Genomic DNA, 13906 nt, shown 5'->3' with positions numbered 1-13906 from the left:
AGACAGGTGATCGGTGAATATCGTTGCAATGCTATCGGGGTGGGGCCGCCTCAGGGCTGGCCAGGCTTGAGCCGCACGAACAGCGCCTCGGCCTCGGTCAGCAGGGTGTCACCGTCGCTGAGCCGGCCCGACACGAAGATCTTGCGCCCGTCCACCCGGTCGACGCCGGAGTCGAACCGCAGCCGCTTTTCGATCGGCACGATGTTGCGGTAGTCGATCTTGAGGTAGGCGGTGCGCTGGTGGGGGCCGCCGGTGAGCACCGCGGACGTCAACCCGAGCACGGTGTCGAACAGCATGCCCAACGCCCCGCCGTGGACGGCGCCGTTGCGGCCCAGGTGGAACCGGGCGAAGCGCGCCCAGCCGTGGATCCGCCCGTCGTCACCCTTGCCGGCCGACATGGGAACCGTCAGGATGTTGCCGCGCATCGGCAGATCCATCCGCCGTCCCGACGGCGACTCCCACTCGTCGGCGTCGTAGGGGCTCAGCAGCGACGAAACCTTTTCCAGCAGGTCGGCCGCCTCGGTGATCACCTCGTCGGGCGCGTCCACGGCGCGCGCGTGATCCTGCAGCCTGCGGACGCCGTCGATGAACCGGCCGTAGTCGGGGCCGCCCTTGGTCGTCGGCTCGGGCGGGTTGAACCCGCCGCCGGGGTGCTGATGTCGGTCGCCGGCCACCAGGACACCGTATCGGTGGCCTAGCGGGCGCTAGGCGGCGCTAGGGGCCGCCGCCGACACCGCCCGCGCCGCCAAGGGCCACATCCGGGGAACTGCCGTTGGCGACGGCGGCACCACCACCTCCGCCGCCGCCGACGCTGGCCGAGCCGCCGGCGCCGCCGGTGGAGGTGGCATTACCAGCCCCGGCGGCGTCGCCGTTCTTACCGTCGACGCCGGCGCCGCCGATGGTTTGGCCGGTGCCGCCCGGGCCGCCCTGGCCGCCTGAGGAGGCGTCGGCGCTGCCGCCTTGGCCGCCGCCCGCGCCGGGGCTCCCGGCAACACCAGCGCCGCCACCACCACCGCCGCCGGCGCTGAACTCGCCCGAGGTGCTGTTGACAAAGCCGCCGTGACCGCCACCGCCGGGGGCGCTGAAGCTCCCGGCGAACGCGCCGTCGGCGCCGTCACCGCCGTTGGCACCTGCGTTGCCGATACCGGCGGCGCCGCCGCCACCACCACCGCCGCCGGGGCCCGCGGAGGGGGTTTGGGCTCCGCCGCCGCCGAAACCACCGCCGCCGGTAGCGATTTGGGTGCCGGATCGGGCCGTGGCGGTGCCTCCGTTTCCGCCGTCGCCGCCCCTGCCGGCGCCGCCGCCGGCGGTGCTGAGGCCGCCGGCACCGCCGCCGCCACCCCCGCCGCCCTCGGCGGAGACACTGGGGGCGCTGATGAAGGGGGCGACATCGGCGTTGCCGCCGTTGCCGCCGTTGCCGCCGTCGCCGGCGGTGACGCCGTTGCCGCCGTTGCCGCCGTTGCCGCCGGTGCCGCCGGTGAGTCTGGCGCTGCCGGTGCCGGTGAAGTTGCCGTCACCGCCGTCGCCGCCGCGGCCGCCTTGACCGCCGGCGCCGCCGGCGCTATCGCCGCCGTGGCCGCCGGCGCCGCCGTTGCCGGCGTCATGGAAGGCAAACGCCGTGTCGCCGCCGTTGCCGCCGGCGCCGCCGGTGCCGCCGGTGCCCGCGGGGCCCGCGCTGGCGCCTGGGCCGCCCGCGCCGCCACCCGCCCCGGCGGCTCCGCCGTTGCCGCCGTTTCCGCCATTGCCTGCACCGGTCCCGGTGTCGGTGGCGCCGGGGCCGCCTTGGCCGCCCTGGCCACCCCGGCCGCCTTGGCCGCCGTCGCCGTTCGCGCCGGCATGGCCGAACAAGGCCGAACCCTGGCCGCCGGCCCCGCCCCGGCCGCCGGCGCCGCCTTGGCCACCGTCGGTGCCGTTGCCGCCATTGAGGGCTCCGCCGCTGTTTCCGGCTACACCGTCCCCGCCCGGGCCGCCGAGCCCGCCCGCGCCGCCGATGCCGCCGGCGCCGCCGTCGCCATGCAACAGGCCGCCGTGGCCGCCGGCCCCGCCGTTACCGCCGACCCCGCCGGTGCCGCCTTTGGTGAAGGTGCTGGCGTTGCCCGTGGTGCCGGTCGTGCCGGTCCCACCGGCTCCGCCGGCACCGCCGTTGCCCCACAGCCCGGCGTCGCCGCCCCTGCCGCCGGCCTGCCCCGGCCCGCCGGACCCGCCGTTGCCGCCGTTGCCCCACAGGATGCCGCCCGGCCCGCCGGGCTGCCCGGTGCCGGGCGCACCGTTGGTGCCGTTACCGATCAGGGGTCGGCCCAACAACAGCTCGGTCGGCGCGTTGATCACGCCGAGGACGTCGTCCTGCAGGGTCTGCAGCGGGGACGCGTTGGCCGCCTCGGTGAGGCCGTAGGCACCCGCACCGCCGTTCAGCGCCTGGACGAACTGCTGATGAAACGCCGCCGCCCGCGCACCGAGCGCCTGATAGGCCTGGCCGTGGCCGCTGAACAGCGCCGCGATCGCCCCCGACACTTCGTCGCCGGCCGCCGCGAGCACCTCGGTCGTCGCGCCGGCGGCCGCCGCGTGGGCCTCGTCGAGCGCCGCCCCGATGCCCTGCAGATCCGCCGCCGCCGACGCCAAGAAGTCCGGTGCGGCAACCACAAACGACATGTCGACCCTCCCGCCCAATGCGACCGTAATGGGCGCGTCCGGGCGGCGTCGCAGCTACAGTGAGCCGCATCATGTCGGGATTCTGCGGTGGGTGTGCTGTCGGCCGCCCAGAGCGCTCGACGAGTAGTGTGCGCCGGCCGGCCTGGGCGAATCCTGAGGAATTTTCCCTATTTTTGCCACGCCCGCTGCCCGAGGCACCGTAGCGGTCGGACGGGAGCGGGCAGCTGGTGGAACGTTTGCTCGAGCGCCAGGCGGCGCTCGGCGAGTTGAGCGCGCTGACCCGTGGCCTACGTCGCGGCGCCGGCCGGGTGGTGCTGCTGCGCGGCGAGGCCGGCGTCGGCAAGACCGCGGTGATCACCCGGTTCACCGCCGCGCTCGACGGCTCGGTTCGCCGGTTGACCGGGTGGTGCGAGCCCCTGGCCACGCCGCGGCCGCTGGGGCCGCTGCTGGACGCGCTGGCCGGATTGAGCCCCGCCGCGGCCCACGCGCTGGGGGACGCGATCGAAGGCGGCGACGCCGGCGCGCTATACCGGCGGCTCCTGACGGTGCTGCGCGACGGGCACCCCTGGGTGTGGTCGATCGAGGACGTCCATTGGGCCGACGGGGCCACCCTGGACCTGATCCGCTTCTTGGCCCGGCGCATCGACGCGCTGCCGCTGCTGTTGGTGGTGTCCTACCGCGACGACGAGCTCGGCCCGCAGCACCCGCTGTCGATCGCCCTGGGCGACGTCGCGACGTGCGCCGCGGTCAGCCGGATCGGGTTGGAGCCGCTGAGCCGCGACGCGGTGGCGGTGCTGGCCGCCGGCGCCGGCGTCAACGCCGACCAGTTGCACCAGCTGACCGGCGGAAACGCGTTCTACGTCACGGAGGTTCTGGCGGCCGGCGCCGACCCGCTCGGTCGCGACGCGCTGCCCCGCAGCGTCTCCGAGGCGGTGTGGGGCCGGCTGGGCAGGCTGTCGGACGCCGCGCGGGAGACCGCGCAGGCCGTCGCCGTCTGCGGGCCGCGGGTGAGCGCGACCCTGGTGCAGACGGTGTGCCCGGCGGCGGGCTCCGCGCTGACCGAATGCCTCGACGCGGGGGTCCTGGTCGCCGAAGGCGAGGTGGTGCGGTTTCGTCACGAGCTCGCCCGGCGGGCCACCCTGGATCGCATTCTCGACCCGCAGCGCCGGCTGCTGCACAAACGCGCGCTGGCGGCGCTGGCCGAACCCCCGGTGAGCCCGGAAGCCTTGTCGCCGTTGGTGTTTCACGCCCATCAGGCCGGTGACGAGGAGGCGGTCGTCGAATACGGGCCGGCGGCGGCCGAGCGGGCCGCGGCGCTGGGCGCGCACGCCGAGGCCGCCGAACTGTACGGGTTGACGTTGCGGCAGTGTGGCGCCGCCCCGCCGCGGCGGCAGGCGCATTGGCTGGAGCGGCACGCGTTCGAAAGCTACCTGTGCGGGCACGCCGCCGACTCGATGTCGTCGTGGCGGGCGGCCATCCAGATCCGCCGCCGGCTCGGTGACCGCCTGGAAGAGGGCGACGACCTGCGGTGGCTGTCGCACCTGCTGGAACCGCTGGGGCGCACCGCCGAAGCCGTCGAGGCCGGCCGCGCCTCGCTGCGGCTGCTCGACGGCCTGGGCCCCACCCCGCAGCTGGCCTGGTCGCTGGTCAACATGGCCCACTCCTACGCCGCGGTCAGCTACCAGCCGGCGGCCGCCGCCGAGTACGCCGAGCGCGCGCTGCGGCTGGGCGAGCAGTTGGGCGAACCCGCCGTGGTGCTGCGGGCCCGTGGCTATCGGGCGCTGGCCCGGATCCTTCGCACCGGCGAGGGGTGGGACGAGCTGGAGGCGGTCTGGCAGGAGGCGCTGGACGACCCGGGCCTGACCGAGCACGCCGGGGTGCTGGGCGTCCTCATCTGCTGGGTCGCGGTGTTGCGTTTTGAGCTGACCCGCGCCGAGGACTACCTCGCCCGCGCGTCGGCGTTCTGCGGCGACCATGACCTCGGCATGTTCCAGGCGTTGGTCACCGGGGCCGAGGCGCTGAGCGGGCTTTACCGCGGCGACTGGGACCGCGCCGCGCTGCAGGCCGAGCGGATCCTCACCCGCACGGGCCTGAGCCCCCAGCACCGGGTCCTGCCGCTGATCGCGCTCGCGCTGATCCGCGCCCGCCGCGGGGAACGCCAGGACGGCCTGCTCGACGAGGCTTTCGAGCACACCGCCGGCAACGTCCTGCGGTCGCAGGTGTTCGCCGCGCGCGCCGAGACGGCGTGGCTGGCCGGCGACGACGACGCCGCCCGCGCCGAGGCCCGCGCCGGGCTGGCGGGCCTGCCGGCCGACGCCGATGCGCGCTGGGCCGAAGCCCTGCGGCGGTGGCTGCACCTCGCCGGCCCGCCGGATCCGGTCGCGAGCGACTGGCAGGCCGCGGCGCAGGAATGGGCGGGCCGCGGCTGCCCCTACGAAGCGGCGCTGGCACGGCTGGGCGGTGACATCGGCGCCGTCCAGGCCGCGCTGGAGACCTTTCGCCGGCTCGGCGCGCGCGCCGCGGCCCGCCGCGCCCGGCAGCGCCTGGCGGCGTTGCGGGGACCCACCCGCCGCGGCCGCCACGCCGACACCCGCGCCGACCCGAACGGGTTGACTCGCCGCGAACGCGAAGTGCTCGAGCTGCTCGCCGACGGGCGCAGCGACGCCCAGATCGCCGCGACGCTGCACATCAGCCCGAAAACCGCGGGCTCCCACGTCGGTTCGATCCTCGTCAAGCTCGGCGTGACCAACCGCACCCAGGCCGCGGCCTACGCCCGGGCGCAGCACAGCGCCGACGCCTGAGGGGCGTGCGTCGGTCAGACGGTCTGCTGGCCTCCGGCGGCCGCCAGGGTCTCGAACTCCTCGTCGCTCAGCGTGATCTGGGCCGCGGCGACGTTCTCCTCCAGGTGCGCGACGCTGGAGGTGCCCGGGATCGGCAGCATCACCGGCGAACGCTTCAGCAACCACGCCAGCGCCAGCTGCGACGGCGTCGCGTCGTGGTCGGCGGCGATGCGCTGCAGCGGACCGTCGGGGGCCGCGAGCGGGCCGGCGGCCAGCGGGAACCACGGGATGAAGCCGACGCCCTGGTCGGTCGCGTAGTCCAGCAGCGGCTCGGCCCCCCGCGAGGCCAGGTTGTACATGTTCTGCACCGACACGATCTCGGTGATCTGGCTGGCCTCCTTGAGCTGGTCGATGTCGACCTCGGAGAGCCCGATGTGGCGGATCTTGCCCTCGTTCTTGAGGTTGACCAGCTCGCCGACCTGGTCGGCCAGCGGGAAGTTGCGGTCGACGCGGTGCAGCTGGAACAAATCGATGGTCTCCACGCCGAGGCGGCGCAGGCTCATCTCGCATTCCTGCCGCAGGTAGGCCGGATTGCCCAGCGGGACCCACACATCGGGGCCGGTGCGCAGCAGCCCCGCCTTGGTCGCGATCACCACCCCGTCGTAGGGGTGCAGCGCCTCGCGGATGATCTCCTCCGACACGTAGGGGCCGTAGGAGTCCGCGGTGTCGATGAAGTTCACGCCGAGTTCCACCGCGCGCCGCACGACGCGGACGCATTCGTCGCGGTCGGCGGGCGGGCCCCACACGCCCTTGCCGGTCAGGCGCATGGCGCCAAAACCGAGTCGGTTGACGGTCAGGTCGCCGCCGAGGGTGAACGTTCCGGATGCTTGGGCAACGGGTGTTTGCGCGGTCACATTTAGACCCTACGCCGCCGCGACGGCGGACGCGCGTCGCGACGTGGCAAGCTGGCCGGGTGGACCTGGGAGCGCTCGAGGAACTTCCGTTGACGTACCGCGAGGTGGGCGCGACCGCCGACGGGCGGCTGCCCGCGGGCTACCATCACCAGCACGTCGAACGCCAGATCGGCACGGGCACAGAGCGTTTCGAGCGGGCCGCCGACGCCGTCATGCACTGGGGCATGCAGCGAGGCTCCGGGCTGCGGGTGCAGGCCAGCTCGGAGGTCGCCGTCGTCGACGCCGTGCTGGTGGTGCGCCTGGGTTTGCTGCCCGCGCCGTGCCGGGTGGTGTACGTCGTCGACGAGCCCGACATCCGCGGGTTCGCCTACGGCACCCTGCCGGGCCACCCCGAGTCCGGCGAGGAACGCTTCGTGGTGCGCCGGGACCCGAGCACCTCCGCGGTGTTCGCGGAGGTGTCGGCGTTCTCCCGGCCCGCCCGGTGGTGGAGCAAGGCGGGCGGGCCGCTGGTGCGCGGGGCCCAGCGCGTCATCGCCGGGCGCTACCTGCGCGCGGTCTGACGGGCCCGGTCCTGCGCCAGCAGGCCGAGCGCGACGGCGCCGACCAGCAGCCCGAAGTCACGCAGCGCGATGTCGTAGCAGCCGGGACCGGTGACGAGGTTGATGATGATCCCGGCCAGCCAGGCCGCCACCACCCAGGCGCCGATCCGCGGCGCGACCGCGACCACGATGCCGGCGACGATCTCGATCACCCCGACCACGTACATCAACTGATCGGCGGTGCCGGGCACCAGGTCGTCGATCCAGCCGGCCAGATACACGCTCCAGTGGCGCGGGTGGGTGAGCAGGTTGAAGAACTTGTCCAGCCCCATCACAACGGGCGCGATCGTGAACACGGTGCGCAGCGCGAGGTACGCCGAATTGGCCGGGTCCCGCAGCTGATTGGCGAGGGCGGGGCTCGCGCCGGCTTGTTGGGTGCTCATGGCCACCTCCATTTTCTAACGGATAATGATTCGAACGTTAGAACCGGTAGACTGTAGCGTCAAGAGTTTTGTCCGTTAGAAATGGCTGGTGAGTGGACGGCAGGGACCCGCTGGAGCGTGACGCCGCCGGCATCGGGGCGCTGGCCGACCCGGTGCGGCGGCGGCTGTATCGCTTCGTGTGCGCCCAGCCCGCGCCGGTGAGCCGCGACCAGGCCGCCGACGCCCTCGGGATCCCGCACCACCAGGCCAAGTTCCACCTGGACCGGCTGACCGCAGAGGGCCTGCTGGAGACCGACTACGCACGGCTGACGGGGCGGTCCGGACCGGGCGCGGGCCGCACCGCCAAGCTGTACCGGCGGGCCCGCCACGACATCGCGATCAGCCTCCCGCAACGCGAATACGAGCTGGCCGGCCGGCTGATGGCCGACGCCATCGCGCAGTCGGCGGCCACCGGCGAGCCGGTCGTCGAGGTGCTGGACCGCGTCGCCCGCGACTACGGCCGGGCGATCGGCGCGCCCCAGCGCCCGCCCGCCGACGCGGCGGGCGCGCTGCGGCTCGCGCTGGCGGTGCTGCGCGAGCACGGCTACGAGCCGCGCCGCGCGTCCGGGGAGGTGCAGCTCGCGAACTGCCCGTTCCACGCGCTGGCCCAACAACAGCGGGAGCTGGCCTGCCACATGAACCACGCGCTGATCACCGGCGTTGCCGAGGCGCTGGCGCCCCACGGGCCCGAAGCGCGCCTGTGCCCGGGCCCGGATCGGTGTTGCGTCGTGCTTAGGCCCGGCCCCAACCGGCGAGCAAGCGCTCCGCGCCCGCGCACATCTGCTCGATGACCTCGCTCACCGGCGCGTCGTCGGCGATCATGCCCACGCCCTGGCCGGCGTCGACGGGCGCGATGCTGCGGTCGTCGGCGGCCGTCGCGGCGGCCAGCTCGTCGCAGGCCGGCGGGTCGAGCGCGTCCTCGCGGCCGGTCCAGCGCGCGACGAAGTCGTTGGCCAGCACCCGCGCCGGGAACCGCGCCGGCCAGGGCAGGCCCTTGGCGACGTCGAAGGCCCGGGTGACGGCCGTGTCGGTGGCCCGCGCGGCGATCAGCGCCCGGCGGCTGCCGTCGCCGGTCAGCGCCTCGGGGCACGCGGCCAGGCGGGTGCCCACCCAGGCGCCGCTGGCGCCCGCGGCCAGCACGGCGGCCAGGCTGCGCGGCGAGGCGATGCCGCCGCCCGCGAGGACCGGCACCGCTGCGCCGTCCAAGGCGTCCAGAACGGCGTCGAGCAACGGCAGCGTCGCGAGCCTGACCTCGCCGTGGCCGCCGCCCTCGGCGCCGCGCGCCACCAGGACGTCGACGCCGGCGTCGACCGCCCGACGGGCGCCGTCGCGGTCGTAAACCTGTGTGGCGGTAGGGATTTTGGCGTCGTGCGCGCGCGCGACCCACGACAGGTCGGTCCCGAAGCTGACCGACAGCAGGGCGGGGCCGGCGGCCAGCGCGTCCTCGAGGAGACCCTCTTCGTTGCGCATCACCCAGTCCACCAGGCCGATCCCGAACCGACCGCGCACGTGGCGCAGCTGGTCGGCCAGCAGCGACCTGCTGCCGTCGCTGCCCATGCCGACCATGCCCAGGCCCCCGGCGGCGGTGACCGCCGCGGCCAGCCGGCCGCCGGCCACCCCGCCCATCGGGGCGTTGACGATGGGCGCCCGCAGCCCGAAACTCCTCGACCAGGGCGTGGACAGCATCGAAACTAGTGGGCCGCCCCGGGCTGGCTCTTCAGCACGGTCAGCATGACCACCGAGTCCTCGACCGCGTGCAGGGCGTGCCGCTCGGCCGGGATCGCGACGTAGTCGCCGGCGTTGCCCTCCCAGGCGTCGCCGCCGGTGGTCAGCCGGACGTGCCCCTGCAGCACCTGCAGCGTCGCCTCCCCCGGGCTGTCGTGCTCGGAGAGGTCGTGGCCGGCCAGCAGGGCCAGCACGGTTTGGCGCAGTTCGTGGGTGTGGCCACCGTGGATGGTGTGCGCGGCGCGTCCGCTGTGCGACCGCCCCGCCTCGGCCAGCTTTTCGGAGGCGAGGCTGGTCAACGAGATGGATTCCATGGTCGACCCCTTCGATTCGGGAAAGCGCTTTTGGTCAGACGGTCAATAGCAGTATCCCCGCCACCAGCAGGGCCACCGCCTTGACCACCTCGAAGCCGACGTAGACGTAGTGCGCGCGCGACCGGGGACCGTCGGATCCGGCGAGCACCTGATTGGAGCGGCGGGCCAGGCGCGGCCGCACCGCGACCAACTGGATCGCCAGCGCGGCGATGGCGACGGCGAGGGCCGCCACGATCCGCGCGGGGGCCGGGCGCTCGGTGCTGCCGGCCACGATCGCCACGATCACGAGGGCGAAGACGACCTCGACGGTGTTCAGCGCCCGAAACACCAGGCGCCCGATGCCGAGCCCGATCTGCAGGGTCACGTTGGGTGCGCGGAACTTCAGCGGCGCTTCGAGGAACGAGATGGCCAGCACCATGCCGAGCCATACGAAAGTGACCGCGACGGCGACCGCCGCTCCGGCGCTCATCCGGCGGCCCCGACGGCGCTGACGTGGGCCAGGCACAGGTCCGGTTCCGCGAACGCGTCGAGCCGATCGACCGACACCGGCGCCGCCCACGCCTCCAAAGCGCCCTGCATCAGCCCGAGGTGGATCGGGCACACGACGGCGCCACGGGTTTCGGCCAGCTCCAGAAACGGGCAGTGCCGCAGGCCCACCTGTTGCTCGCCCTTGGCGGTCCGGCGCTCGGGGGCGAACCCGAGATCGTCGAGCATCTCGATTAGGCGATCGATGGCCTCGCCGGCGCTCGCGACGGGCGTCGGCGGCGAGCCGCGTTCCGCCTGCCGCCCCCACGCGCGTCCCGCGGCCACCGCCTTGGGGCGCGGGTTGCGCTCGGCCGCCAGCGCGGCCGCGAGGATCTCGGCCAGGACGCGGTAGTGGCGCGTGCCGCCGCGATCCATCTGGCGCACCGCGGCGAACATCAGCGGCGGGCGCCCCGGCCCCTTGCGCCCCTGCTCGACCTGCTCGACGTGGCCGTCGGTGAGCAGGGTGCCGAGGTGGAAGCGCACGGTGTTGGGATGCACCCGGAGCGCGTCGGCGATCGCGAGGATGCTCATCGGGGCGGGCGAGGACCGCAGCAACCGCAGCACCTCGCGGCGGCGGCCTGCGGGTTGAGCGGGCGGCTTTCCGGCCGGGGATGTCATGCCGCAGATTTTACACAAGGCTGATTGTAAAAACCAGGACGGCGGGAGAAGCCATGGCGACGGCGGCCGCAATCGCCGGCCGCGAGCCGTCGATGCCGGCGATGAGGCTTTCACCGTCCCCACCAGCCCGACCGTAGGGCGCCCCAGCGCCCGCCACTAGAGTCGTTTGGCCCCGGCCCCTCTGGGCAGCCGTCAAATACGAAGACCGTCAAATGATTCCGACGGCGATCGCGGCGACTTTGGCCCCTATCCGCAATCTGCGCGTGACGCAATAATGGTGTGGCCTGACGTAGCTTTGCTGGGGCGGTTGCGGGGCGAACAAAGGAGCATGACGGTTATGGGTGGAAACCCGCCGTTGTTATTGACCGAATCGGACGTCGACGCCCTCGCGCACGAATTCCTGCGCTCGAGCTACCTGGGGCCGACCTACGCCGGCTGGTCGCCCGATCGGCGCCTCGACACCTTCCTGCGGCGGCGCGGCCTGTCCCGGGTGGCCGACGACGGCGACCTGTCCAACGCCGTCTTGGACCGGATCATGGCCAACGTGCGGCGCACGCCGCGCAACTAGGTCCCGCCGGACGGACGCTTAAGGCGCCTGAAGCGGCGGTCCCGGACGGGGGGATTCCGGGACCGCCGCGGCATGAGGCGGCTTGGTGACCGCGGCGAGACTGGTTGCCCCGCGAGCGACTGCCCGCATAGATGCGACCATCGCGGGCCGGGCGAAAACCAGAGGCGAAAGTCACCGGTTCGCCGGAACCGGGGGCCGAAAGACAAACACCCGTCGATCCTTAATCGACAATATTGCTGGTCTTAATCGACAATTTCTCTGCGGTACGTCGAGGTGTCCATAAAGTAACCCCCGTGTCCGAGCGCTCGACGCAGGCCGCGTACCCGCACGCGTCCCGGGGCCGGCGGTCCTCGCAGCACTCCGGCGACGGCCGCAAACAAGCGATCCTGGCCACCGCCGAGCGGCTCCTGCAGGAGCGGCCGCTGGCCGACTTTTCCGTCGACGACCTGGCGCGGGGCGCCGGCATCTCCCGCCCGACGTTCTACTTCTACTTCCAGTCGAAGAACGCGGTGTTGTTGTCGCTGCTGGATCAGATGAACCACAAGGCGCAGGCGGCGCTCGCGGCGCTGGGCCCGCAACTGCCGGGCGATCCGGTGACCCTGTGGCGGGCGCGCATCGAGGCCTTCTTCGAGGTGTCGGGATCGCACCGGGCGGTCGCGGTCGCCGGGGCCGCGGCGAAGTCCACCAACCCCGAGGTTCGCCGGCTGTGGTCGACGTTGATGGCCAAGTGGGATTCCTACACGACGGCGGCGATCAAGGCCGAACGCAAGCGGGGCGCCGCTCCGGAAACCTGTCCGGCGGAGGACCTGTCGGTCGCGCTGAACATGTTGAGCGAGCGGGTGATGTCCGCGACGTTCACCGCCGAGGAGGAGGCGATCCCCGAGGACCGGGTGATCGACACGCTGGTGCACATCTGGGTGGCCAGCATCTATGCGGGCGGCCGTAAAGCGTTGGCCGCTAACGTTTTTTGAGCATCCGCCGCGCCCGGTCGATGCCCTGGTCGATCAAGCCGTCGACGGCGCCGAGGTGGGTCGCCGACGCCGGCGTACCGGCCAGGGCGGCGATCTCACGCTGCTCGGGCGGCAGCGCCGTGTCCAGGACGCCCCGGGACGCGACACCGTCGGCGCTCATCAGCCGTGCGGCTACTCCTTACCGAAAGTCCTTACAGGGAGCGCACCAGCGCGGCGCGGCCCTTCGTGCGCAGCTTGTACAGCGCGGAGCCGCGGTATTCCTCGATCTTGGCGGCCATCTTGTTGCCGAGCTCCTCGAGCTCGTCGTCGGTGATGTGCACCGGCGGCGGGGCCGGAATCATGTCGCGCTCCTCCTCGTCGGCGTGCGCCTCGAGCACCGTCTTGAACGAGTTCCACTCGTCTGGGTAGCGCGGCGAGCCCTGCGGGGTCTTGAGCAACACCGAAAGCTGGTCGATCACCTGGCGATGTTCGGCGTGGGCGACCGCGATCAGCTTGCTGGCCGCCGCCAGCGCCGGGTAATACAGATCGTCCTCGATGCGGAAGTGGATGTCGAGCTCGATCAGCATCTCGTCGAAAAGGTCATGGCGCTCTTCGCTGTTCACCGGCGCCTCGCTGACCTTGCGGCCCAGCCCCTTGATCACCACGTGGTGCTCTTTCAACACGTCGTAGGCGTTCACTTCGCAACCTCCTCGGCACGCACCTCAACCATCCCGTCGACCAGCCGGGCCTGATAACACGGCAGCGGCGCCGCTGCCGGGCCGCGCAGCACCTCGCCCGACTCGGCCTCGAACCACGAGCCGTGCCAGGGACACACGATCCGCCCGCGGTCGACCCAGCCGTCGGACATCGGGGCGGCCAGGTGCGGGCAGAACTCGCCGAACGCCGACACCTGCCCCGGCTTGGTCTGGCACACAACGACTCCGACGCCGTCGACCTCGACGCGCACCGGCTTTCCGTTCAGCGAGCCGGCGGGCAGCACCGGCGTCCACTCGGCGGTGCGCAGCCGCTCGCCGGACCGGTCGATGCCGATGCCGGACTCGAACACCAGGGCGCCGCCGAGGTAACTGCCGCCGAGGGTGATCGCGTAGCCCAGCGCGGTCAGCGCGATGCCGCGGCCGTGGCGACCGCGGCGGCGGTCCCACCACGACTGCGCGTAGAGCGCGGTCGCGACCAGGTTCACCAGGCCGTGGACCAACCCCACCCGGCGGTCCTCGGAGTGGGTGTGCTGCCAGTCGGTGGTGCCGGTGACCGCGGAGGCGACGCTCGCCGCGATGCCCACCCCGAGCGCGCGGGTGGCAAAGCGCGACGCGTCGCGGACTTCCGTTGCCCGCCGGCCCGGCATCACGCTGAGCGCGTCGAGCGCCACCGTCGTGCCGAGCGCCCCGCTCGTCAGCGACGCCAGCGGCGGATGGACCGGGTGCCCCAGCCACACGCCGTGCAGCGCGTTGGTGACGGTGTTGCGCGCGTCGCCCAGGGCGTTGTAACCGAAGCTGAGCAGGTGCTCCAACCGGTAGCTCGGTCGATCCAGCCACTCCTGGCGCCCGATTGCTGAGAGCACCCTCGGCCCGAGCTCCCGCAACCGACCACCGGCCCGCCGGGACCGACCCACCATGACACCGTCCTTCCTCAAATGCAGGGCGAATATGGCGCTGCAGCACGCAAAAGCGGCGATTACCGCCGCATTGCCGCGTGCTCACGCGCACGCTGGGGCTGACGTGACCACGGTAGCGGCGGCTCCTGGCACTGGGTCACCAGACGCCGGTGAATTTGCCACCAGGATCCTGGCGGCGCGCTGATTGACCGGCGGCCCGCCTGGCGCCA

16 protein-coding genes are annotated in these 13906 nt (G+C 73.1%); 5 read left to right on the top strand and 11 right to left on the bottom strand.

Annotated elements, in window-relative coordinates; all coding sequences use genetic code 11:
* Positions 1-50: 50 nt before the first annotated feature.
* Positions 51-674: a PaaI family thioesterase gene (locus tag AWC19_RS25660; RefSeq protein ID WP_142281420.1), complete on the bottom strand. Its 624-nt coding sequence runs from the start codon at positions 672-674 to the stop codon at positions 51-53.
* 40 nt (positions 675-714) lie between these two features.
* Entirely contained in the window at positions 715-2649 is a 1935-nt protein-coding gene (locus AWC19_RS31320) for a PE family protein (RefSeq protein ID WP_142281419.1), read from the bottom strand.
* A gap of 227 nt (positions 2650-2876) precedes the next feature.
* Between AWC19_RS31320 and AWC19_RS25645 the strand changes: the two genes are divergently transcribed.
* Complete coding sequence (locus AWC19_RS25645) at positions 2877-5450, top strand: helix-turn-helix transcriptional regulator (RefSeq protein WP_085080899.1); 2574 nt, start codon at positions 2877-2879, stop codon at positions 5448-5450.
* A 14-nt stretch (positions 5451-5464) separates the two neighbouring features.
* On the opposite strand, the gene AWC19_RS25640 is transcribed toward AWC19_RS25645, so the two are convergent.
* Positions 5465-6343 carry an aldo/keto reductase gene (locus AWC19_RS25640; RefSeq protein ID WP_085080898.1) on the bottom strand — a complete coding sequence of 293 codons (879 nt, stop codon included), beginning with the start codon at positions 6341-6343 and terminating at the stop codon, positions 5465-5467.
* 59 nt (positions 6344-6402) lie between these two features.
* Here AWC19_RS25640 and AWC19_RS25635 point away from each other — a divergent pair, with 59 nt between their 5' ends.
* Positions 6403-6903 carry a DUF1990 domain-containing protein gene (locus AWC19_RS25635; RefSeq protein ID WP_085080897.1) on the top strand — a complete coding sequence of 167 codons (501 nt, stop codon included), beginning with the start codon at positions 6403-6405 and terminating at the stop codon, positions 6901-6903.
* On the opposite strand, the gene AWC19_RS25630 is transcribed toward AWC19_RS25635, so the two are convergent.
* The gene (locus tag AWC19_RS25630) at positions 6885-7325 is read right to left on the bottom strand and encodes a DoxX family membrane protein (protein WP_085080921.1); all 441 of its coding nucleotides are present in this window, start codon (positions 7323-7325) and stop codon (positions 6885-6887) included. The two genes, AWC19_RS25635 and AWC19_RS25630, sit on opposite strands and share 19 nt — an antisense overlap.
* Positions 7326-7417: 92 nt before the next feature.
* Here AWC19_RS25630 and AWC19_RS25625 point away from each other — a divergent pair, with 92 nt between their 5' ends.
* A complete protein-coding gene (locus tag AWC19_RS25625) occupies positions 7418-8155 on the top strand; it encodes a helix-turn-helix transcriptional regulator (RefSeq protein ID WP_085080896.1) in 738 nt (245 codons plus the stop codon).
* On the opposite strand, the gene AWC19_RS25620 is transcribed toward AWC19_RS25625, so the two are convergent.
* From AWC19_RS25620 to AWC19_RS25605, 4 genes are read right to left on the bottom strand one after another with little or no spacing between them, the layout of a single operon-like run.
* Positions 8097-9050, bottom strand: a complete 954-nt coding sequence (locus AWC19_RS25620; RefSeq protein ID WP_085080895.1) for an NAD(P)H-dependent flavin oxidoreductase — start codon at positions 9048-9050, stop codon at positions 8097-8099. The genes AWC19_RS25625 and AWC19_RS25620 overlap by 59 nt on opposite strands.
* A gap of 5 nt (positions 9051-9055) precedes the next feature.
* The gene (locus tag AWC19_RS25615) at positions 9056-9403 is read right to left on the bottom strand and encodes a cupin domain-containing protein (protein ID WP_085080894.1); all 348 of its coding nucleotides are present in this window, start codon (positions 9401-9403) and stop codon (positions 9056-9058) included.
* Positions 9404-9437: 34 nt separating this feature from the next.
* On the bottom strand, positions 9438-9872 hold the full coding sequence (locus AWC19_RS25610; protein WP_085080893.1) for a hypothetical protein: 435 nt from the start codon (positions 9870-9872) through the stop codon (positions 9438-9440).
* On the bottom strand, positions 9869-10546 hold the full coding sequence (locus AWC19_RS25605) for a helix-turn-helix transcriptional regulator (RefSeq protein ID WP_085080892.1): 678 nt from the start codon (positions 10544-10546) through the stop codon (positions 9869-9871). Before AWC19_RS25605 ends, AWC19_RS25610 begins: the two co-directional genes overlap by 4 nt.
* A gap of 361 nt (positions 10547-10907) precedes the next feature.
* Here AWC19_RS25605 and AWC19_RS25600 point away from each other — a divergent pair, with 361 nt between their 5' ends.
* Together AWC19_RS25600 and AWC19_RS25595 are read left to right on the top strand one after the other, a co-directional pair.
* Complete coding sequence (locus AWC19_RS25600; RefSeq protein ID WP_211285002.1) at positions 10908-11114, top strand: hypothetical protein; 207 nt, start codon at positions 10908-10910, stop codon at positions 11112-11114.
* Between the two features lie 293 nt (positions 11115-11407).
* A complete protein-coding gene (locus tag AWC19_RS25595; RefSeq protein ID WP_085080890.1) occupies positions 11408-12085 on the top strand; it encodes a TetR/AcrR family transcriptional regulator in 678 nt (225 codons plus the stop codon).
* Here AWC19_RS25595 and AWC19_RS29755 read toward each other — a convergent pair.
* The 3 genes from AWC19_RS29755 to AWC19_RS25585 are packed head-to-tail and all read right to left on the bottom strand — an operon-like array spanning position 12072 to position 13697.
* Positions 12072-12245 (bottom strand): hypothetical protein, encoded by a 174-nt coding sequence (locus AWC19_RS29755; RefSeq protein WP_158090939.1) that lies wholly within the window; start codon positions 12243-12245, stop codon positions 12072-12074. The genes AWC19_RS25595 and AWC19_RS29755 overlap by 14 nt on opposite strands.
* A gap of 31 nt (positions 12246-12276) precedes the next feature.
* Positions 12277-12762, bottom strand: coding sequence for a hemerythrin domain-containing protein (locus tag AWC19_RS25590; RefSeq protein ID WP_085080889.1), 486 nt, complete (start codon positions 12760-12762; stop codon positions 12277-12279).
* Complete coding sequence (locus tag AWC19_RS25585; protein WP_085080888.1) at positions 12759-13697, bottom strand: Rieske (2Fe-2S) protein; 939 nt, start codon at positions 13695-13697, stop codon at positions 12759-12761. Before AWC19_RS25585 ends, AWC19_RS25590 begins: the two co-directional genes overlap by 4 nt.
* Positions 13698-13906 lie beyond the last annotated feature (209 nt).

Origin of the sequence: Mycobacterium palustre, from assembly GCF_002101785.1 — a bacterium.
Taxonomy (GTDB): Bacteria; Actinomycetota; Actinomycetes; order Mycobacteriales; family Mycobacteriaceae; genus Mycobacterium; species Mycobacterium palustre.
The sequence above is the reverse complement of the archived record's forward strand: the minus strand, read 5'-3'. Positions and strand labels throughout refer to the sequence as shown.